The organism is Streptomyces sp. NPDC060184, from assembly GCF_042728795.1.
Taxonomy (GTDB): domain Bacteria; phylum Actinomycetota; class Actinomycetes; order Streptomycetales; family Streptomycetaceae; genus Streptomyces.
The window spans coordinates 52,944-73,995 of sequence record NZ_JBHWYX010000032.1 but is presented as its reverse complement, the minus strand read 5'-3'; the positions used below and the strand labels follow the sequence as shown (position 1 = coordinate 73,995).

General features: G+C 69.9%; 21 protein-coding genes. 18 read left to right on the top strand and 3 right to left on the bottom strand.

Annotated features, from left to right (window positions below):
* Positions 1–202 precede the first annotated feature (202 nt).
* The 18 genes from ACFWEE_RS21580 (at position 203) to ACFWEE_RS21495 (ending at position 16,708) form a co-directional block, all read left to right on the top strand.
* Complete coding sequence (locus tag ACFWEE_RS21580) at positions 203–1,306, top strand: LCP family protein (protein ID WP_386891254.1); 1,104 nt, start codon at positions 203–205, stop codon at positions 1,304–1,306.
* Between the two features lie 174 nt (positions 1,307–1,480).
* Positions 1,481–1,705: a 50S ribosomal protein L31 gene (rpmE, locus tag ACFWEE_RS21575; protein ID WP_327177988.1), complete on the top strand. Its 225-nt coding sequence runs from the start codon at positions 1,481–1,483 to the stop codon at positions 1,703–1,705.
* A gap of 147 nt (positions 1,706–1,852) precedes the next feature.
* The gene (prfA, locus tag ACFWEE_RS21570) at positions 1,853–2,929 is read left to right on the top strand and encodes a peptide chain release factor 1 (protein WP_386891251.1); all 1,077 of its coding nucleotides are present in this window, start codon (positions 1,853–1,855) and stop codon (positions 2,927–2,929) included.
* A 40-nt stretch (positions 2,930–2,969) separates the two neighbouring features.
* Positions 2,970–3,815, top strand: a complete 846-nt coding sequence (prmC, locus tag ACFWEE_RS21565; RefSeq protein WP_266709130.1) for a peptide chain release factor N(5)-glutamine methyltransferase — start codon at positions 2,970–2,972, stop codon at positions 3,813–3,815.
* A gap of 70 nt (positions 3,816–3,885) precedes the next feature.
* Positions 3,886–4,533: an L-threonylcarbamoyladenylate synthase gene (locus ACFWEE_RS21560; protein WP_386891249.1), complete on the top strand. Its 648-nt coding sequence runs from the start codon at positions 3,886–3,888 to the stop codon at positions 4,531–4,533.
* Complete coding sequence (locus tag ACFWEE_RS21555; RefSeq protein WP_266709134.1) at positions 4,530–5,171, top strand: protein-tyrosine-phosphatase; 642 nt, start codon at positions 4,530–4,532, stop codon at positions 5,169–5,171. The genes ACFWEE_RS21560 and ACFWEE_RS21555 overlap by 4 nt, the downstream gene beginning before the upstream one ends.
* Before the next feature lie 161 nt (positions 5,172–5,332).
* Positions 5,333–6,625 carry a serine hydroxymethyltransferase gene (glyA, locus tag ACFWEE_RS21550; RefSeq protein ID WP_386891247.1) on the top strand — a complete coding sequence of 431 codons (1,293 nt, stop codon included), beginning with the start codon at positions 5,333–5,335 and terminating at the stop codon, positions 6,623–6,625.
* A gap of 84 nt (positions 6,626–6,709) precedes the next feature.
* Positions 6,710–8,092 carry an MraY family glycosyltransferase gene (locus tag ACFWEE_RS21545; protein WP_386891245.1) on the top strand — a complete coding sequence of 461 codons (1,383 nt, stop codon included), beginning with the start codon at positions 6,710–6,712 and terminating at the stop codon, positions 8,090–8,092.
* Between the two features lie 263 nt (positions 8,093–8,355).
* Entirely contained in the window at positions 8,356–8,793 is a 438-nt protein-coding gene (locus tag ACFWEE_RS21540) for a hypothetical protein (RefSeq protein WP_386891243.1), read from the top strand.
* A 211-nt stretch (positions 8,794–9,004) separates the two neighbouring features.
* Positions 9,005–9,841, top strand: a complete 837-nt coding sequence (gene atpB / locus ACFWEE_RS21535) for a F0F1 ATP synthase subunit A (RefSeq protein ID WP_386891279.1) — start codon at positions 9,005–9,007, stop codon at positions 9,839–9,841.
* A 75-nt stretch (positions 9,842–9,916) separates the two neighbouring features.
* Positions 9,917–10,141: an ATP synthase F0 subunit C gene (gene atpE / locus ACFWEE_RS21530; protein ID WP_018521144.1), complete on the top strand. Its 225-nt coding sequence runs from the start codon at positions 9,917–9,919 to the stop codon at positions 10,139–10,141.
* A gap of 39 nt (positions 10,142–10,180) precedes the next feature.
* Positions 10,181–10,723, top strand: coding sequence for a F0F1 ATP synthase subunit B (locus ACFWEE_RS21525; protein ID WP_386891241.1), 543 nt, complete (start codon positions 10,181–10,183; stop codon positions 10,721–10,723).
* Positions 10,720–11,535, top strand: a complete 816-nt coding sequence (locus ACFWEE_RS21520) for a F0F1 ATP synthase subunit delta (protein ID WP_386891240.1) — start codon at positions 10,720–10,722, stop codon at positions 11,533–11,535. Before ACFWEE_RS21525 ends, ACFWEE_RS21520 begins: the two co-directional genes overlap by 4 nt.
* A 140-nt stretch (positions 11,536–11,675) precedes the next feature.
* Complete coding sequence (gene atpA / locus ACFWEE_RS21515) at positions 11,676–13,247, top strand: F0F1 ATP synthase subunit alpha (RefSeq protein WP_386891238.1); 1,572 nt, start codon at positions 11,676–11,678, stop codon at positions 13,245–13,247.
* A gap of 3 nt (positions 13,248–13,250) precedes the next feature.
* On the top strand, positions 13,251–14,168 hold the full coding sequence (locus ACFWEE_RS21510) for a F0F1 ATP synthase subunit gamma (RefSeq protein WP_327177999.1): 918 nt from the start codon (positions 13,251–13,253) through the stop codon (positions 14,166–14,168).
* A complete protein-coding gene (gene atpD / locus ACFWEE_RS21505; RefSeq protein WP_386891236.1) occupies positions 14,168–15,610 on the top strand; it encodes a F0F1 ATP synthase subunit beta in 1,443 nt (480 codons plus the stop codon). The genes ACFWEE_RS21510 and atpD overlap by 1 nt, the downstream gene beginning before the upstream one ends.
* 110 nt (positions 15,611–15,720) lie before the next feature.
* A complete protein-coding gene (locus ACFWEE_RS21500; protein WP_266709153.1) occupies positions 15,721–16,095 on the top strand; it encodes a F0F1 ATP synthase subunit epsilon in 375 nt (124 codons plus the stop codon).
* Positions 16,096–16,261: 166 nt separating this feature from the next.
* Entirely contained in the window at positions 16,262–16,708 is a 447-nt protein-coding gene (locus ACFWEE_RS21495) for a DUF2550 domain-containing protein (protein WP_386891234.1), read from the top strand.
* 357 nt (positions 16,709–17,065) lie between these two features.
* On the opposite strand, the gene ACFWEE_RS21490 is transcribed toward ACFWEE_RS21495, so the two are convergent.
* The 3 genes from ACFWEE_RS21490 to ACFWEE_RS21480 all read right to left on the bottom strand — a co-directional run bounded on the left by ACFWEE_RS21490 (position 17,066) and on the right by ACFWEE_RS21480 (position 20,987).
* Positions 17,066–18,946 (bottom strand): glycosyl hydrolase family 18 protein, encoded by a 1,881-nt coding sequence (locus ACFWEE_RS21490; RefSeq protein ID WP_386891232.1) that lies wholly within the window; start codon positions 18,944–18,946, stop codon positions 17,066–17,068.
* 183 nt (positions 18,947–19,129) lie between these two features.
* Positions 19,130–19,783 carry a response regulator gene (locus tag ACFWEE_RS21485; RefSeq protein WP_386891230.1) on the bottom strand — a complete coding sequence of 218 codons (654 nt, stop codon included), beginning with the start codon at positions 19,781–19,783 and terminating at the stop codon, positions 19,130–19,132.
* 4 nt (positions 19,784–19,787) lie between these two features.
* A complete protein-coding gene (locus ACFWEE_RS21480) occupies positions 19,788–20,987 on the bottom strand; it encodes a sensor histidine kinase (RefSeq protein ID WP_386891228.1) in 1,200 nt (399 codons plus the stop codon).
* Positions 20,988–21,052: the final 65 nt, after the last annotated feature.

Genomic DNA, 21,052 nt, shown 5'->3' with positions numbered 1-21,052 from the left:
GGAAGGAAACCGCAGGTGAGCGCGGTGTCACCGGCAGTTCTCCAGGTCCGCCCGCCACCCGTTCGGCCGTACGGTGGTCACAGGGCGTTGTGACAACCTTCTTGGTGCTTCGGCGTCCAACCGAGAGACGACCCGACCGTGCCGGGACCACACCGGCAGGGGGGAGCAGGGAGCAGCGGGGAACCTGGAACGAGGTCACACCATGAGCGAGCAGAGCAGAGGTACGGGCCGCATACGCGGCACCGGCAGCCGGCGCAGAAAGCCTTCGCGCCGCCGCCGGGTGAAGACGGTGGTGGCCTGGACGGCGGCCGGGGTCGTGGTCCTCGGCGGATCGGGCCTCGCCTACGCGTACTTCGCGCTCGACGGGAACCTCAAGGGCGTCGACATCGACGCCGCCCTCGGCACGGACCGCCCCGACAACGTCGACAACGGCTCCGAGGACATCCTGGTGCTCGGCTCGGACTCCCGCTCCGGCGCCAACGCCGAGTACGGCAAGGACCAGGGCGGCGCCCGTTCGGACACCGCGATGGTCGTGCACGTCAACAAGGGCCACACGTCGGCGAGCGTCGTCTCGATCCCGCGCGACACGATCGTCGACCGGCCCGCCTGCACCGACCCCGACACCGGGCAGCAGGCCCCCGCGGCCACCGGCCAGATGTTCAACTCGGCCTACCAGGTGGGCGGTCCGGCCTGCACGGTGAAGACCGTCGAAGCGATGTCCGGCATCCGCATGGACCACTACGTCGAGGTCGACTTCACCGGCTTCAAGAAGCTCGTCGACCAGCTGGGCGGTGTCGAGATCACCACCAGTGAGGCGATCGACGACCCCGGCAGCCACCTCGACCTCGCCCCCGGCACGCACACCCTCGACGGCGAACAGGCCCTCGGCCTCGTCCGTACCCGCAAGAGCGTCGGCGACGGCAGCGACCTCGGCCGCATCCAGCTCCAGCAGGCGTTCGTGAAGGCGCTGATGAAGCAGGTCAAGTCGGTGGGCGTGTTCACCAACCCCGCCAAACTGTTCGGACTGGCGAACACCGCCACCAAGGCCATCACCACCGACTCCGACCTCGCCTCGGTCACCAAGCTCACCGGATTCGCGAACGGACTCAAGGGCCTCGACGCCAACGACGTCGACATGGTCACCCTGCCCGTCCAGTACGACCCTGCGGACCCCAACCGGGTCGTCCCGCTGGAGAAGGACGCGCAGGAGGTCTGGAAGGCGCTCCGCGCCGACACCGCGATCCCCGCCTCCGCCACCGCGGACTCGGCCGGCGACAAGGGATCCGCGAGCGCCGTCGTGCGCTGACGGCTCCGGCCGGGACACCGCCCCCGCACCCCGGCCGGTCCGCCGGGAATAGACCGGCCCGAACCCCCGTTTTGGGAGATACGGCCGGTCCTGGCAGACTGGTACGTCGGCCCCGGTTCACGGACGCGCAATCCGCGCGGACGACCCGGAGCCCTCCCGAAACTAGGAGACACCTTGAAGCGCGACATTCACCCCACGTACGTCGAGACGCAGGTCAGCTGCACCTGTGGCGCGTCGTTCACCACCCGGAGCACCATCGACAACGGCACCATCCGTGCCGACGTCTGCTCCGAGTGCCACCCGTTCTACACGGGCAAGCAGAAGATCCTCGACACCGGCGGCCGTGTGGCCCGCTTCGAGGCCCGCTTCGGCAAGGGTGCAGGCTCCGCCGCCAAGTAGCGAGCCACAGCGCCGGTTCTCGGGCGCCCTTTCGGGGGCGGCGGGAACCGGCGTTTTTTCCGGTCGGGTCCTGGGGCGACCCGGGGACCCGACCGGCACCTTCCTCCAGCAGGCCCGTAGAAGTCACCCCCACCCAGGAGCCCGAAGATGTTCGAGGCGGTCGAGGAACTGATCGGCGAACACGCCGATCTCGAGAAGAAGCTCGCCGACCCGTCGGTCCACGCGGATCAGGCCAACGCGCGCAAGCTCAACAAGCGCTACGCGGAGCTGACCCCGATCGTCTCCACGTACCGGTCCTGGAAGCGGACCGGTGACGACATCGTGACCGCACGCGAGTTCGCCGCCGACGACCCCGACTTCGCCGCCGAGGTCAAGGAGCTGGAGAAGCAGCGCGAGGAGCTCACCGAGCACCTGCGCCTCCTTCTCGTTCCGCGCGACCCGAGCGACGACAAGGACGTGCTCCTGGAGATCAAGGCGGGTGCGGGCGGCGACGAGTCGGCCCTGTTCGCCGGTGACCTGCTCCGCATGTACCTCCGCTACGCCGAGCGCATCGGGTGGAAGACCGAGATCATCGACTCCACCGAGTCCGAGCTCGGCGGCTACAAGGACGTTCAGGTCGCCGTGAAGACCAAGGGCGGCAACGGCGCCACCGAGCCCGGCCAGGGCGTCTGGGCCCGGATGAAGTACGAGGGCGGCGTGCACCGAGTGCAGCGCGTGCCCTCCACCGAGTCCCAGGGCCGCATCCACACCTCCGCCGCCGGCGTCCTCGTGACCCCCGAGGCCGAGGAGGTCGACGTCGAGATCCACGCCAACGACCTGCGCATCGACGTGTACCGGTCCTCCGGCCCCGGCGGCCAGTCGGTCAACACGACCGACTCGGCCGTCCGCATCACGCACCTGCCGACCGGCGTCGTCGCCTCCTGCCAGAACGAGAAGAGCCAGCTCCAGAACAAGGAGCAGGCCATGCGCATCCTGCGGTCCCGGCTGCTCGCCGCCGCCCAGGAAGCCGCCGAGCAGGAAGCCTCCGACGTACGCCGCAGCCAGGTGCGCACCGTCGACCGCTCCGAGAAGATCCGCACGTACAACTTCCCGGAAAACCGGATCTCGGACCACCGCGTCGGCTTCAAGGCGTACAACTTGGACCAGGTCCTCGACGGGGACCTCGACGCGGTGATCCAGGCGTGCGTCGACGCCGACTCCGCCGCCAAGCTCGCCAACGCCTGATCCCGCCCGCCCCGCCCGTGAACCCGTACGGAGATCCGCGATGAACCTGCTGCTCGCCGAGGTGGCCCAGGCCACCCAGCGGCTGGCCGACGCCGGTGTCCCTTCGCCGCGATTCGATGCCGAGGAGCTCGCGGCCTTCGTCCACGGAGTCAAGCGGGGCGAACTGCACCGGGTGCCGGACGCGGACTTCGACGCGCGCTACTGGGAGACCATCGCGCGCCGCGAGAACCGCGAACCCCTCCAGCACATCACCGGCCGCGCCTTCTTCCGCTACCTGGAGCTCCAGGTCGGCCCCGGGGTGTTCGTGCCGCGCCCGGAGACCGAGTCGGTCGTCGGCTGGGCCATAGACGCGGTCCGCGCCATGGACGTCGTCGAGCCGCTCATCGTCGACCTCTGCACCGGCTCCGGCGCCATCGCCCTCGCCATGGCCCAGGAGGTGCCGCGCTCGCGCGTGCACGCCGTGGAGCTGTCCGAGGACGCCCTCACATGGACCAGGAAGAACGCCGAGGGGTCCAGGGTCACCGTGCACCGCGGAGACGCCCTGAGCGCCCTTCCCGAGCTCGACGGCCAGGTCGACCTGGTGATCTCCAACCCGCCGTACATCCCGCTCACCGAGTGGGAGTACGTCGCGCCCGAGGCCCGCGACCACGACCCGCAGATGGCGCTCTTCTCCGGCGAGGACGGCCTCGACACCATCCGCGGCATCGAGCGCACCGCGCACCGCCTGCTCCGCCCCGGCGGCCTCGTCGTCATCGAGCACGCCGACACCCAGGGCGGCCAGGTCCCCTGGATCTTCACCGAGGAACGCGGCTGGGCCGACGCGGCCGACCACCCGGACCTCAACAACCGGCCGCGGTTCGCCACCGCCCGCAAGGCCATGCCGTGACCGCGGCGGCGACCCCCTGCCCGCACCCCCCGCACCACCTTCACCCGTACACGCTTGAGGAGGCCGGCTGATGGCACGGCGATACGACTGCAACGACGCGACCGACCGTACGACCGGGCTGCGTGAAGCCGCCTCGGCGGTCCGTCGCGGCGAACTGGTCGTGCTGCCCACCGACACCGTGTACGGCATCGGGGCGGACGCCTTCTCCCGGGAGGCCGTCGCGGACCTGCTGGACGCCAAGGGCCGCGGGCGCAACATGCCCACCCCGGTCCTCATCGGCTCCCCGAACACGCTGCACGGCCTGGTCACCGACTTCTCCGAGCAGGCGTGGGAGCTCGTCGACGCCTTCTGGCCGGGCGCCCTCACCCTCGTCGCCAAGCACCAGCCGTCGCTCCAGTGGGACCTCGGCGACACCCGCGGCACCGTCGCCGTCCGGATGCCGCTGCACCCGGTCGCCATCGAACTCCTCACCGAGGTCGGCCCGATGGGCGTCTCCAGCGCCAACCTCACCGGCCACCCGTCCCCGGAGACCTGCGACGCCGCCCAGGAGATGCTCGGGGACTCCGTCTCCGTCTACCTCGACGGCGGCCCCACCCCGGGCAACGTCCCGTCGTCCATCGTCGACGTCACCGGCAAGGTCCCGGTCCTGCTGCGCGCCGGCGCCCTTTCCGTCGAGGAACTGCGCAAGGTGGTCCCCGACCTTGAGGTGGCCAATTGACCGCCCCTGAGGGGCGTGGCATAGCGGGGCAGACCGACCACTTCCGCATTCTCCACGTCAGCACCGGCAACGTCTGCCGCTCGCCCATCACCGAGCGGCTGACCCGCCATGCCCTGGTGGACCGCCTCGGCGATCCGCTCCAGGGCGGCCTCATCGTGGAGAGCGCCGGCACCTGGGGGCACGAAGGCGCCCCCATGGAGGCGAACGCCGAGATCGTCCTCGCCGACTTCGGCGCGGACGCCACCGGCTTCGTCGGCCGCGAGCTCCTCGACGAGCACGTGATCCGTGCCGACCTGGTGCTCACCGCGACCCGCGACCACCGCGCGCAGGTCATCTCGATGGGCCACTCCGCGGGCCTGCGCACCTTCACCCTGAAGGAGTTCACCCGGCTCGTGCGGGCCATAGACCCCGCCACCCTGCCGGACGCCCACGACGAGGGCGTGGTCGAGCGCGCCCGCGCCCTGGTGCGCGCCGCCGCCGCGCTGCGCGGCTGGCTGCTGGCCCCGACCGCCGACGCCGACGAGGTGTACGACCCGTACGGCGCCCCGATCACCTTCTTCCGCTCGATCGGGGACGAGATCAACCAGGCGCTCGACCCGGTCGTCACCGCGCTCACCGGCGTACCCGCACACCACTGAGACGCACCCCGGGACGCGCGCCCGGGACGTACGTGGGCCGGGGGCGTCCGCCCTTGCGCCGACCGGCCCCACCGGCCCTTTCGCGGCGGGCGTACGGGCGCCCACCGGCCTACATTGGATGCGAAGCCCCCACCGCACTCCTCCAGGCCCGGAGCCGTCAGATGCCGGTCAGCACCCCCACCGCACCCCTGCCGCCCGCCGCTCCGCGGTGGGACCTCGGCCCGCTGCCGCGGACCGACCCGGAGATCGCCGAGGTGCTCCGGGACGAGGCCTTCCGGCAGGCCGGCTCGCTCCAGCTGATCGCCGCCGAGAACTTCCATTCGCCCGCCGTCCTCGCCGCGCTCGCCTCGCCGCTCGCCGACAAGTACGCAGAGGGCTACCCGGGCGCCCGGCACCACGGCGGCTGCGACCACGCGGACGCCGCCGAACGCATCGCGGTCTCCCGCGCCACCGCCCTCTTCGGCGCCGAGCACGCCAACGTCCAGCCGCACTCCGGCTCCTCCGCCGTGCTCGCCGCCTACGCGGCCCTGCTGCGCCCCGGCGACGCCGTGCTGGCCATGGGCCTGACCTCCGGCGGCCACCTCACGCACGGGTCGCCCGCCAACTTCTCCGGGCGCTGGTTCGACTTCACCGGCTACGGCGTCGACCCGGACACCGGGCTGATCGACTACGACCGGGTCCGCGCCCTGGCCCGCGCCCGCCGGCCCAAGGCGATCGTCTGCGGCTCGATCTCCTACCCCCGCCACCCCGACTACGCGCTCTTCCGCGAGATCGCCGACGAGGTCGGCGCCCGCCTCATCGTCGACGCGGCGCACCCGATGGGGCTGATCGCCGGGGGAGCGGCGCCGAACCCGGTGCCGTACGCCGACGTGGTCTGCGCCACCACGCACAAGGTGCTCCGCGGGCCGCGCGGCGGGATGCTGCTCTGCCGGGCGGAGCTGGCCGGACGGATCGACCGCGCGGTCTTCCCGTTCACCCAGGGCGGGGCGCAGATGCACACCATCGCCGCGAAGGCCGTCGCGTTCGGGGAGGCGGCGACGCCCGCGTACGCGATGTACGCGCACCGGGTCGTCGCCAACGCCCGGGTGCTCGCCGCCGCGCTGGAGGCGGAGGGGTTCGAGGTGGCGACCGGCGGCACCGACACCCACCTGGTGCTGGCCGACCCGGCGCCGCTGGGCGTCGACGGGCGGACCGCCCGCGACCGTCTCGCCGCCGCGGGAGTGGTCCTGGACACGTGCGCGCTGCCGCACGCGGGATCCGCCGCCCTCACGGAGGGCCACGGCCGGGGCATCCGGCTGGGCACGGCTGCGGTCACCACCCAGGGCATGGACGAGGCCGACATGGCCCGGATCGCCGTCCTGCTCGCCGACGCGGTCCGGGACGGGGCCGACCATGATCGTATCCGGGCCGAGGTGCGAGGATTCACCGAGCGGCATCCGCCCTTTCACGGGTAGGCGGAACCTGTGGAACCGTCACCCGTTCCCTGATGTCCTTGCTCGTGGGGCTAGGGTGTGGGGCTGAGATGGCCGGCGAAATCTGTGGGGCAGCCCGTGCGTGATTACCTGCTGACGCTGTGTGTCGCGGCTGCAGTGACCTATCTGCTGACCGGACCGGTGCGGAAGTTCGCCATCGCGATCGGGGCCATGCCCGCGATCCGCGCGCGCGACGTGCACCGGGAACCGACACCGCGGCTCGGTGGCATCGCCATGTTCGGCGGACTGTGCGCCGGGCTGATCGTCGCCTCGCACCTGTTCAACCTCGGCGGGGTCTTCGAGCTCTCCAACGAGCCGAGGGCGCTGCTCTCGGGGGCCGCGCTGATCTGGCTGATCGGCGTCCTGGACGACAAGTTCGAGATCGACGCCCTGATCAAGCTCGGCGGCCAGATGATCGCCGCGGCCGTCATGGTCATGCAGGGTCTGACGATCCTCTGGCTGCCCATCCCCGGCGTCGGGACGGTGGCGCTCACCCCCTGGCAGGGCACCCTGCTCACGGTCGCCCTGGTGGTCATCACGATCAACGCGGTGAACTTCGTCGACGGCCTGGACGGCCTCGCCGCCGGCATGGTCTGCATCGCCGCCGCCGCGTTCTTCCTGTACACCTACCGCCTCTGGTACGGGTACGGCATCGAGGCCGCCGCCCCCGCCACGCTCTTCGCCGCGATCCTCATGGGCATGTGCCTGGGCTTCCTGCCGCACAACATGCACCCGGCCCGGATCTTCATGGGCGACTCCGGTTCGATGCTGATCGGCCTGGTGCTCGCCGCCGGAGCGATCTCGGTGACCGGGCAGGTCGACCCGGACGCGATGAAGCTCTTCGAGGGGAGCGAGCGGCAGGCCACCCACGCGATGCTGCCCGTCTTCATCCCGCTGCTGCTGCCGCTGACGATCATCGCGATCCCCGCCGCCGACCTCGTCCTCGCCATCGTGCGGCGCACCTGGAACGGCCAGTCGCCGTTCGCCGCGGACCGCGGCCACCTGCACCACCGGCTGCTGGAGATCGGCCACTCGCACAGCCGGTCCGTGCTGATCATGTACTTCTGGTCGGCGCTGATCGCCTTCGGCGCCGTCGGGTACTCGGTGCACTCGGCGTCGATGTGGATCGTGCTGGTGATCGTCTTCCTCAGCGCCGTCGGACTGGTGCTGCTCCTGCTGCCGCGCTTCACGCCGCGCGCCCCGCGCTGGGCCAACTCCCTGGTGCCGCCCCGCTATCGCCGCCGTCGGCGGGTCGTTCTCCCCGAGGGCCCCCACGAGGAGCTGCCCGAGGCGGGAGCGACCGCTCCGGAGGCCCACGGCTCGCACCTCGCGGACGAGGAGTCCGAGGGCGTACGGGTCGCGGTGGGCGTCTCCGGCGTCAACGGAGCGACCGCGATCGGCACTCGTTCGCGGTTTTCCGATCGGCGCAAGGCCAACTCCTCGCGTTGACCTTTCGGACTCGGCGACCCTTACCAGACAAGTCGTCAGACTGTCACGCGCCACGCGGGCGACTAGTCCTCACGTGTGACAGTTGGCACACGTTTGAGGTAAAGACCTCATCAAATAGTTTGTGATACCGTTCACGAGACCCGGTGACAGAGCCGAAGGACCCCAGTACGTCGGTCCATTGGCCCGAGGCATCGACTCGGACCGGGCCTACGCTCGTCCATGACGACACCATTTGCCCACCCCAAGCAAGCGGAGCTGCCGCCATGCCGACCAACGACGCCCGGACCCTCCTTCAGACCGCCCTGCCCACCGCTGCCGCCGGCGTGATCGCCGTAGCCGTGAGTGCGGGCGTGGCGGGCGGCAAGGGAGCCCTCGGTGCGCTCGTCGGGACGGTGGTCTCGCTCTTCTTCATGGGGCTCGGACTCGTCGTCCTGCAGCGGACCGCCCGGTCCCTCCCGCATCTGTTCCAGATGATGGGGCTGATGCTGTACACCGCTCAGCTTCTGCTGATGGTGATCTTCGTCGCCGCATTCAAGAACACGACCGCGTTCAACCCGAAGGCGTTCGCGATCTCGCTGGTCGCGCTCACCCTCGTATGGATCGGTGCCCAGGCGCGTGCGTACATGAAGGCCAAGATCCTCTACGTCGAACCCGAGTCCCGCACGGCTGAAAAGCCCGAAAAGACCGGCTCCCCGACGTGAAGGGTAGGGGCGGAATAAATGCCCGATCCGGACCCTGCTATCGTCCGGTTCCAACTGCGGCACTGCGGGCGCGGGCATGTGAGCTGACGCCTGCCCGATCGCGAGGCTCACATGCCTGACTGCCGCTCTCACATCCGAAACACCAGTCCAGTGCCGAACCGCGGCTGCGCGCCGCGCCGACACAACGAGGTTGCCGTACCTATGCGCCACGCTGAAGGAGCCCGCGGTGAGTGCTGACCCGACACAGGTGCTCGCCTTCGAGACCGATTGCCACATCTTTGACGGTTGTGGTTTCCCGGCACCCGGCCTGCACTCGTTCCTGTTCGAGCCCCTCTGGGGCGACGCGGACAGCAACCTGTACTTCAACAAGCCGATGCTGCTGGCCCTGCTTGGCTCGGTCATCATCGTCGGTTTCTTCTGGGCCGCGTTCAACAAGCCCAAGATCGTCCCCGGCAAGCTGCAGTCCGTCGCCGAGATGGGTTACGACTTCATCCGCCGCGGTGTCGTGCACGAGACCATCGGCAAGCGCGAGGGCGAGAAGTACGTTCCCCTCGTCGTCTCGCTGTTCTTCTTCGTGTGGATGATGAACCTCTGGTCGATCATCCCCGTCGCCCAGTTCCCGGTCACGTCGATCATCGCGTACCCCGCTGTACTCGCCGCGATCGTCTACGTGCTGTGGGTCGGCCTGACCTTCAAGAAGCACGGGTTCGTCGGAGCCTTCAAGAACTTCACCGGCTTCGACAAGTCCCTCGGTCCGGTGGCCTACCTCGCCGCCTTCATCGAGCTCTTCTCCAACCTGCTGGTGCGTCCGTTCACGCACGCCGTGCGACTCTTCGCGAACATGTTCGCGGGCCACACGCTGCTGCTGCTCTTCACGATCGCCAGCTGGTACCTGCTCAACGGCATCGGGATCGCCTACGCCGGCGTCTCGTTCGTGATGGTCATCGTGATGACCGCCTTCGAGCTCTTCATCCAGGCCGTGCAGGCGTACGTCTTCGTCCTGCTGACCTGCACCTTCATCCAGGGCGCGCTCGCCAAGCACCACTGATCCGAGCCCCCTCGATCGACCATATTCGTCCGGTGGCCAACCCCCACCGGTCCGTTAAGAGAAGGAAGAACTGGCATGTCCCAGACCCTTGCTGCCGTCACTGGTGACCTCGGCTCCGTCGGTTACGGCCTTGCTGCCATCGGCCCCGGCGTCGGCGTCGGCATCATCTTCGGTAACGGCACCCAGGCTCTCGCCCGTCAGCCCGAGGCTGCCGGTCTGATCCGCGCCAACCAGATCCTCGGCTTCGCCTTCTGTGAGGCGCTCGCCCTCATCGGTCTGGTCATGCCGTTCGTCTACTAGACGAACCGCGACTAGTCCATACCGACGAAAGGCACTGATATGAGCCAGCTGCTTACGGTCGCGGCTGAGGCGGAAAACCCCCTCATCCCGCCGATTCCCGAGCTCGTCATCGGCCTCATCGCCTTCGTCATCGTCTTCGGCTTCCTCGCCAAGAAGCTCCTCCCGAACATCAACAAGGTTCTGGAAGAGCGTCGTGAGGCCATCGAAGGCGGTATCGAGAAGGCCGATGCGGCCCAGACCGAGGCGCAGAGCGTTCTTGAGCAGTACAAGGCTCAGCTCGCCGAAGCGCGTCACGAGGCCGCTCGACTGCGCCAGGAGGCGCAGGAGCAGGGTGCCGTCATCATCCAGGAGATGAAGGCGGAAGGACAGCGGCAGCGCGAGGAGATCATCGCTGCCGGTCACGCCCAGATCGAGGCCGACCGCAAGGCGGCGTCCGCCGCGCTCCGCCAGGACGTGGGCAAGCTCGCCACCGACCTGGCCGGCAAGCTCGTCGGCGAGTCCCTCGAGGACCACGCCCGGCAGAGCGGCACCGTCGACCGGTTCCTCGACGAGCTTGAGGCGAAGGCCGAGGCCGTCCGATGAACAGCGCGAGCCGTGAGGCACTGGCTGCCGCACGAGAGCGCCTCGACGCGCTGACCGACAGCACGTCGGTCGACGCGTCGAAGCTCGCCGACGAGCTGGCCTCCGTCACCGCGCTGCTGCAGCGCGAGGTCTCGCTGCGCCGGGTTCTCACCGACCCGTCGCAGAGCGGCCAGGCGAAGGCGGAACTGGCGGCACGGCTGCTCGGCGGTCAGGTGAGCGGCGAAGCCGTGGACCTGGTCTCCGGCATGGTCCGTTCCCGCTGGTCGCAGTCGCGCGACCTGGTGGACTCGGTCGAGGAGCTGGCGAGCATCGCCGACCTGACCGCGGCCCAGCGGTCGGGCGCGCTCGACGACGTCGAGGACGAGCTGTTCCGGTTCGGCCGGATCGTCTCTTCCGACACGGCGCTGCGCTCCGCGCTCACCAGCCGTACGGCGAGTGCCGCTGCCAAGGGTGCGCTGCTGCGCAGCCTCCTGGGCGGCAAGAGCCGGCCGGTCACCGAGCGCCTCGTCACGCGCCTGGTCACCCAGCCCCGTGGACGTAGCCTGGAGGCGGGACTCGAATCCCTGTCCAAGCTCGCCGCGGACCGCCGGGACCGCACCGTCGCGATCGTCACCTCCGCGGTGCCGCTGACCGACACGCAGAAGCAGCGCCTCGGCGCGGCGCTGGCGAAGATCTACGGCCGGCAGATGCACCTGAACCTGGACGTGGACCCCGAGGTCCTCGGCGGAGTTTCGGTGCGCGTCGGTGACGAGGTCATCAACGGCACCATCGCGGACCGCCTCGACGAGGCGACCCGTCGCATGGCCGGCTGACGCCAGCCTTCGCCACCCAACGTAACGAGCAACACCTGCGGCCCGGTTGGGCCGTGCAGAAACTGCAGAAGATTCCTGGGGGTCGGCCCCCAGACCCCCTTAAGAAACTTCGGGCCCAACAAGGAGAGCAGGGAACCCAGATGGCGGAGCTCACGATCCGGCCGGAGGAGATCCGGGACGCACTGGAGAACTTTGTCCAGTCGTACCAGCCGGACGCGGCCTCGCGCGAGGAGGTCGGTACGGTCAGCGTTGCCGGCGACGGCATCGCGAAGGTGGAGGGCCTGCCCTCCGCCATGGCGAACGAGCTGCTGAAGTTCGAGGACGGCACCCTCGGTCTCGCCCTCAACCTCGAAGAGCGCGAGATCGGTGCGATCGTCCTCGGCGAGTTCAGCGGAATCGAGGAGGGCCAGCCGGTGCAGCGCACCGGTGAGGTGCTCTCCGTCGGCGTCGGCGAGGGCTACCTCGGCCGCGTCGTCGACCCGCTCGGCAACCCGATCGACGGTCTCGGCGAGATCGCGACCGACGGCCGACGCGCCCTCGAGCTGCAGGCCCCGGGCGTCATGGTCCGCAAGTCGGTCCACGAGCCCATGCAGACCGGCTACAAGGCCGTCGACGCGATGGTGCCGATCGGCCGCGGCCAGCGTCAGCTGATCATCGGCGACCGTCAGACGGGTAAGACCGCTCTGGCCGTCGACACGATCATCAACCAGCGCGACAACTGGCGCTCGGGCGACGTGAACAAGCAGGTGCGCTGCATCTACGTCGCCATCGGTCAGAAGGGCTCCACCATCGCCTCGGTGCGCGGTGCCCTCGAAGAGGCCGGCGCGCTGGAGTACACGACCATCGTCGCCGCCCCGGCGTCCGACCCGGCCGGCTTCAAGTACCTGGCGCCGTACACCGGTTCGGCCATCGGCCAGCACTGGATGTACCAGGGCAAGCACGTCCTGATCGTCTTCGACGACCTTTCGAAGCAGGCCGACGCCTACCGCGCCGTGTCCCTCCTGCTGCGCCGTCCGCCGGGCCGCGAGGCCTACCCGGGCGACGTCTTCTACCTGCACTCGCGTCTGCTGGAGCGCTGCGCCAAGCTCTCCGACGAGATGGGTGCCGGTTCGATGACCGGTCTGCCGATCGTCGAGACCAAGGCGAACGACGTGTCGGCGTTCATCCCGACCAACGTCATCTCCATCACCGACGGCCAGTGCTTCCTGGAGTCCGACCTGTTCAACGCGGGTCAGCGTCCGGCGCTCAACGTCGGTATCTCGGTCTCCCGAGTCGGTGGCTCCGCCCAGCACAAGGCCATGAAGCAGGTCTCCGGCCGACTGCGCGTGGACCTCGCCCAGTACCGCGAGCTGGAGGCGTTCGCCGCCTTCGGTTCCGACCTGGACGCGGCCTCCAAGGCGTCGCTGGAGCGCGGTAAGCGCATGGTCGAGCTGCTGAAGCAGCCGCAGTACGCCCCGTACCCCGTCGAGGAGCAGGTCGTCTCCGTCTGGGCCGGCACCACCGGCAAGATGGACGACGTCCCGGTCGAGGACATCCGTCGCTTCGAGAGCGAGCTGCTGGACTACCTGCGCCGCGAGCGCAAGGACCTCCTGACCAGCATCGTCGAGGGCGGCAAGATGTCGGACGACACGCTGCAGTCGATCGCCGACGCCATCGCCGCGTTCAAGCAGCAGTTCGAGACCTCGGACGGCAAGCTTCTGGGCGAGGGCTGATCGATGGGCGCTCAGCTTCGCGTTTACAAGCGCCGCATCCAAGCCGTCACCGCGACCAAGAAGATCACCAAGGCGATGGAGATGATCGCCGCCTCGCGCATCGTCAAGGCGCAGCGCAAGGTGGCGGCGTCGCTGCCGTACGCCACCGAGCTCACCCGCGCGGTGACCGCGGTGGCGACCGGCTCCACCACCAAGCACCCGCTCACCACCGAGGTCGAGGCTCCGACCCGGGCCGCGGTCCTGCTCCTCACGAGCGACCGCGGTCTGGCCGGCGGCTACTCCTCCAACGCCATCAAGGCGGCGGAGCGCCTCCGGGAGCGTCTTGGCGCGGAGGGCAAGGAGGTCGACACGTACATCGTCGGCCGCAAGGGTGTCGCCTACTACGGCTTCCGTGAGCGGACCGTCGCGGAGTCCTGGACGGGCTTCACCGACAACCCGTCGTACGCGGACGCCAAGGCGGTCGCCGCCCCCCTCATCGAGGCCATCTCCAAGGACTCGGCCGAGGGTGGTGTCGACGAACTGCACATCGTCTTCACGGAATTCGTGTCGATGATGACGCAGAACGCCATCGAGGACCGGATGCTGCCGCTCTCCCTCGACAAGGTCGTGGAAGAGAACGGTACGAAGGGGGAGATCCTTCCCCTGTTCGACTTCGAGCCGTCGGCTGAGGACGTCCTCGACGCCCTTCTGCCGCGCTACGTCGAGAGCCGCATCTACAACGCGCTGCTGCAGGCCGCTGCTTCCGAGCACGCTGCCCGCCGCCGCGCGATGAAGTCGGCCACCGACAACGCCGGGGATCTCATCAAGAGCCTCTCCCGGCTTGCCAACGCGGCCCGCCAGGCCGAAATCACCCAGGAAATCAGCGAGATCGTCGGTGGAGCCAGTGCGCTGGCCGACGCGACCGCGGGGAGTGACAAGTAATGACGACCACAGTTGAGACGGCCGTTGCCACGGGCCGCGTCGCCCGGGTCATCGGCCCGGTCGTCGACGTGGAGTTCCCCGTCGACGCGATGCCGGACATCTACAACGCGCTGCACGTCGAGGTCGACGACCCGGCCGAGGCCGGCACCCGTAAGACGCTGACCCTCGAAGTCGCCCAGCACCTGGGCGACGGCGTGGTCCGCGCGATCTCGATGCAGCCCACCGACGGTCTGGTCCGCCAGGCCCCGGTGACCGACACGGGCACGGGCATCACCGTCCCCGTCGGTGACGTGACCAAGGGCAAGGTCTTCAACACCCTCGGTCAGATCCTGAACGAGCCGGAGGCCGAGGCGCAGATCACCGAGCGCTGGCCGATCCACCGCAAGGCCCCGGCCTTCGACCAGCTCGAGTCGAAGACCGAGATGTTCGAGACCGGCCTGAAGGTCGTCGACCTGCTGACCCCGTACGTCAAGGGCGGCAAGATCGGTCTGTTCGGTGGTGCGGGCGTCGGCAAGACGGTCCTCATCCAGGAAATGATCATGCGTGTGGCGAAGCTGCACGACGGTGTGTCGGTGTTCGCCGGTGTCGGCGAGCGCACCCGTGAGGGCAACGACCTCATCGACGAGATGACCGACTCGGGCGTTCTGGACAAGACCGCGCTGGTCTTCGGCCAGATGGACGAGCCGCCGGGCACCCGTCTGCGGGTCGCGCTGTCCGCCCTGACCATGGCGGAGTACTTCCGCGATGTGCAGAAGCAGGACGTGCTGCTCTTCATCGACAACATCTTCCGCTTCACGCAGGCCGGTTCCGAGGTCTCCACGCTGCTCGGCCGCATGCCGTCCGCGGTGGGTTACCAGCCGACCCTGGCCGACGAGATGGGTGTGCTCCAGGAGCGCATCACCTCGACGCGTGGTCACTCGATCACCTCGATGCAGGCGATCTACGTCCCCGCGGACGACCTGACCGACCCGGCCCCGGCCACCACGTTCGCCCACCTCGACGCGACGACGGTTCTCTCCCGTCCGATCTCCGAGAAGGGCATCTACCCGGCCGTGGACCCGCTGGACTCCACGTCCCGCATCCTGGACCCGCGTTACATCACGCAGGAGCACTACGAGGCGGCCAGCCGCGTCAAGGGAATCCTGCAGAAGTACAAGGACCTCCAGGACATCATCGCGATCCTCGGTATCGACGAGCTGGGCGAAGAGGACAAGCTCGTCGTCCACCGTGCCCGTCGCGTCGAGCGCTTCCTGTCGCAGAACACCCACGCCGCCAAGCAGTTCACCGGCCTGGACGGTTCGGACGTTCCGCTCGACGAGTCGATCGCCGCGTTCAACGCGATCTGCGACGGGGAGTACGACCACTTCCCCGAGCAGGCGTTCTTCATGTGCGGTGGCCTGGACGACCTCAAGTCCAAGGCCAAGGAGCTCGGCGTCTCCTGAGCCTCCGGCTCACCGAGGGGGGTGGGCGTGTCCCACCCCCCTCACCACGCCCCGTAGAATTGACCCAACACCCGGCAACTACCGCCGGGTGGTGACCCGAGGAGCCACCCATGGCTGCTGAGCTGCATGTCGAGCTGGTCGCCGCGGACCGCAGTGTCTGGTCCGGCGAGGCCACCCTGGTCGTCGCGCGCACCACGTCCGGCGACATCGGCGTCATGCCCGGTCACCAGCCGCTTCTCGGTGTGCTGGAATCGGGCCCGGTGACCATCCGTACGAGCGACGGCGGCACCGTCGTCGCCGCCGTGCACGGTGGATTCATCTCGTTCGCGGACGACAAGCTGTCGCTGCTGGCCGAGATCGCCGAGCTGGCCGACGAGATCGACGTCCAGCGTGCCGAGCGCGCGCTGGAGCGGGCGAAGTCGGACACGGACGCCGCCGCCGAGCGACGCGCGGACGTACGACTGCGTGCGGTGTCGGCGCACTAGTGCCGTGACCGGCAGTGTGACCCGGAGGGGGCGTCAGCGCTCCCTGCGGTAGAAGTTTTTACTCAGCCGCGGCCCGAGCTGGAATCATCCAGACCGTGTCGCGGCTGAGGCGATGCGGGTGCGGTTCGTTTTCTGGTTACTCGACGATGCGAGGAGGTCGGTGGAGATGGTCCTCGCGTTGTGGGTGGGCGGAGTCGTCCTCGTCCTGATCCTGGTGGGACTCTTCGTCTTCGGTCTGCGCCGCCGGCTCATCCAGCGTTCGGGCGGGACCTTCGACTGCAGTCTGCGCTGGGACGTGTCCACGGAACCGGACCCCACCGGCAAGGGCTGGGTCTACGGAGTCGCCCGCTACAGCGGCGACCGGGTCGACTGGTTCCGGGTGTTCTCCTACTCCCCGCGTCCGCGCCGCGCCCTGGAGCGCGGTGCCATCGAGGTGGTCGACCGCCGGCTCCCCGAGGGCGAGGAGGAGTTGGCGCTGCTCTCCGACTCCGTCGTGCTCGGCTGTCTCCTGCGGGGGACCCGCCTGGAGCTGGCGATGAGCGAGGACGCGCTGACGGGGTTCCTCGCGTGGCTGGAGGCGGCGCCGCCCGGCCAGCGGGTGAACGTGGCGTAAAGGCCGTTCGCGGGAGCCGTCCCGCGGTGAACGTTTCTGCGGGACCATGTGTCCCGGGCAGGGCCGGGTGATTCCACCCCGGCCCTTTTCCGTCGTCCGGGCCACGCGCGCGGGCCGCGGCAGGATGTGCGGGTTGCGGGTTGCGGGTTGCGGGTTGCGGTGTGCGGTGGGGTGGCCCCGCCCTTGCCCGTACGCGTACGAGCACCGCATCCCGCAACGCCTCGCGTACCCGCCCCGCGCACCCGCCCCGCGCACCGGCCCCCGGGAACGACGAAAGACCGGGGAGACAGGGGGCGGACCTGTCTCCCCGGCGCTTTCGGGGGTGGTGCTCTTCAGGGCCGGAGCCCTGGGGGAGGGCTACTTGAGGTTGGTGCCCATCGCCTTCACGAGCTCACCGTTGCTGGTGTCACCGCTGAACTCCCAGAAGAACGCGCCGCCCAGGCCCTGGTTCTTCGCCCACGCCATCTTCGAGGCGATGGTGGCCGGGGTGTCGTAGCTCCACCAGTTGGTGCCGCAGTGGGCGTAGGCCGTACCGGCGACGGTGCCGGTGGCCGGGCAGCTGGTCTTCAGGACCTTGTAGTCCTCGATGCCCGCCTCGTAGGTGCCGGCCGCCGCGCCGGTGGCGGTGCCGCCGGGCGCGTCCTGGGTGACGCCGGTCCAGCCGCGTCCGTAGAAGCCGATGCCGAGGAGCAGCTTGGACGCCGGGACGCCCTGTGCCTTGAGCTTGGCGATGGCGTCGGCGCTGGTGAAGCCGGCCGTCGGGATGCCGGAGTACGAGGTCAGCGGCGAGTGCGGGGCCGTCGGGCCGGTGTTCGCCCAGGCGCCGAAGAAGTCGTACGTCATGACGTTGTACCAGTTGAGGCTCGCCGAGGCGCCCGCGTAGTCGGCCGCGTCGATCTTGCCGCCGGCCGAGCCGTCCGCCGTGATGGCGGCGGTGACCAGGGCGGAGGAGCCGAACTTGGTGCGCAGCGCGGAGGTGAGGTTCTTCAGGGCCGCCGGGCCGCTGGTGTCACAGGTCAGACCGCAGCCGTTGGGGTACTCCCAGTCGATGTCGATGCCGTCGAAGACATCGGCCCAGCGCGGGTCCTCGACCAGGTTGTAGCAGGACTGGGCGAACGCGGCCGGGTTCTGCGCGGCCTGGGCGAAGCCGCCGGACCAGGTCCAGCCGCCGAAGGACCAGAGGACCTTGATGTTCGGGTACTTGGCCTTCAGCTTGCGGAGCTGGTTGAAGTTGCCGCGCAGCGGCTGGTCCCAGGTGTCGGCGACCCCGTCGACGGCCTGGTCGGCGGTGTACGCCTTGTCGTAGTCGGCGTAGGAGTCACCGATGGCGCACTGGCCGTTGGTGACGTTGCCGAAGGCGTAGTTGATGTGCGTGATCTGCTCGGCGGAGCCCGAGGTGACCAGGTTCTTCACGTGGTAGTTGCGGCCGTAGACGCCCCACTCGGTGAAGTAGCCGAGGTTGATCTTGCTGCCCGTGGTGGGCGGGGTGGTGGTGCCGCCGCCGGTGGTGGTGACGCTCACGGCGCCGGAGACCGGGCCGGTCACGTCGGAGGTGTCGCGCGCCTGCACGGTGTACGAGTAGCTGGTGCCGGCCGTCAGCGCGCTGTCGGTGTAGGTCGTGGTGGTGACGGTGGCGACCTTCGCCCCGTCGCGCAGCACGTCGTAGTTCTTGATGCCCGCGTCGTCGGTCGCGGCGGTCCAGGTGAGCTTCGCCGAGGTGTTGGTGATGGCGCTCGCGGTGGGCGTGCCGGGGGCGGACGGGGCGCTGTTGCCGGGCACGGTGGTGCCGCCGTCACAGGAGGCGCCGTTCAGCTTGCAGCTGCTGGGGGAGCCGGTGCCCGCGCCGTTGAAGCCGAAGCTGATGCTCGCGCCGGCGGCGAGGGAGCCGTTCCAGCCGAGGTTCTTGGCGGTCCAGTGGGTGCCGGAGCTGGTGACCGTGGCGTCCCAGGCGGAGGTGACCGAGGTGCCGGAGGGGAAGTCCCACTCGATGGTCCACGAGGAGAGCGCGGTGGTGCCGGTGTTCTTCACCGTCCACTGGCCCTCGAAGCCGGTGCCCCAGTCGGTCTTCTTGACGTAGGTGGCGGTGGCCGAGGTGGCCGCCGACGCGGGAGTGGCGAGGCCGACCATCGCGGCGATCGGCAGCAACAGCGCGGAGAAGCCCGCTATCGCCTTGGTCCTGGCGCTTCTTCTGAGCGCCCAGCCGAATCTGGTCCGGCGTTCGGGGGTTGCGGTGCTCAACGGTGCTCCTCGGGTGAGGTCCGACAAACGGGGGGTGGTTCGTGGACTGCAGACCCTGCGCCGCCCTGAACACGCTTTGTCATGTGCGCGCTCATCGCAGTGTGTTGCGGTGAGACTAGGAAGGTCTGGACCAATCGTCAAGAGGTCTGGACCAGGGGAAGTACTCGGCAGTAGTGGATCTCGTCACAGGCCCAACTCCCTTGCCAGCACGGCAGCCTGGGCGCGACTGCGCAGCTCCAGCTTGGCCAGCACCCTGCTGACGTGCGTCTTCGCCGTCGCCTCCGCCATCGAGAGCCGATCCGCGATCTCCGCGTTGGAAAGGCCCGCCGCGAGGCATCCGAGCACTTCCCGTTCCCGCCGGGTGAGCGCCTCGACGGCTGCCCGGCCGGCCTCGTCGCCGCGCGCCGCGGAAGCCGTGGCCCCCGCGAACTCCGCGATCAGCCGGCGCGTCACCGCGGGGGCGATCAGACCCTCGCCCCGGGCGACCGCGCGGACCGCCTCCAGCAGGTCGCGGGCCTCGGTGTTCTTGAGCAGAAAGCCCGACGCCCCGGCCCGCAGCGCCCCGAAGACGTAGCTGTCCAGGTCGAACGTGGTCAGCACCAGCACGTCCGCCGTCCCCTCGGACACCAGCCGCTCCGTCGCCGCCACGCCGTCCAGGCGCGGCATCGACAGGTCCATCAGGACGACGTCGGGGCGCAGCTCCCGGGCGAGCCGTACCGCCTCCTCGCCGTCCGCCGCCTCGCCCGCCACCTCGATGTCCGGCGCGCTCCGCAGGATCAGCACCAGTCCCGCGCGCACGGCCGACTGGTCCTCGGCCACCAGCACTCGGATCGTCATCGGTTCATCGTCCCTTCTCCGTCCTTTCCGGGAGCGGGAGTTCGGCCCGCACCCGCCAGACCGCGGCGCCTTGCTCCGCCCGCTCCGCGCCCGCCCGGATCGTCCCGCCGAGCAGATCGACCCGTTCCCGCATGCCGATCAGCCCCGCACCCGAGCCCGGCGCCCGGGGGCCCGGCCGTTCCCCGTACACGCTGGTCACCTCGACCGTCAGGACGCGGCCCGGCCGGGCCAGCCGGACCCGCACGATGCCCGGCGCCGCGTGCTTGAGCGCGTTCGTCAGGGCCTCCTGGACGATGCGGTAGGCGGCCAGTTCGACCGGTGCGGGCAGCGTCTCCCCGGCGTCGCGCGTGTCCTCCAGCACACAGGTCAGGCCGCTGGAGGACGCGTGGGCACGGGACTGCTCGATCAGTGCGTCCAGGGCCGAGAGCCGGGGCGCGGCGCCCGGCACGTCCGGATCGCCGCCCCGGCGCAGGAGGCCGATCAGACGGCGCATCTCGGCGAGTCCGTCGACGGAGTTCTCCCGGATGACCTCCAGCGCCTCGCGGGAGGTCCCCGGCTCGTCGATGGAGAGCGCGGCCGTGGAGTGGATGGCGATGGCCGAGAGATGACCGGCGACCATGTCGTGCAGCTCGCGCGCCATCCGGGAACGCTCCGCGGCCACCGCCAGCTTCCGGTCCGTCTCCGCCAGCAGCGCGGTCTGTTCGGCCCGCAGCCGGGCCGCGTCGGCGGCGTCGCGGTGGCCGCGCACACTGACCCCGGTGATCGCCGGTACGAAGGAGACCAGCCCGGCCAGGACCCCCGCCAGCACGGCTTCGGCCGGGGGCAGCCGAGTCAGCAGACCGAGCGTGAGCGCCACCGTGCACAGCAGCGACGCCACCGGGACGCGCCGGGCCGCCGCCGGGGACCCGTACACCACGGCCGCGTAGACCACGTCGGTGTACATCAGGACCGTGGCCACGTTCCCCGGGGTGAGCTGATCCGCGATCAGGAGCGTGGTCGCGAGGGCGAGTGCCGTCCCCGGCCGGGTGCGGCGCAACAGCTCCGCTCCCGCCATTGGTACCAGCGGCACGAACGCGGTCCAGAGCGCGGTGAAGGGGCGGCCGTTCTGCAGGTGCAGCCCCAGCAGCCCCAGCAGCAGGCCGCCCGACAGCCCGAGGACAGCGATCAGGACGTCATGGCGGTGCGGGCGCGCGACGGGTTCCACCCCGCCATCCAACACGGACGGGAGGTCCCGGGGGACGTACTCCGGCCGAGCCGCCCGGATCGCTC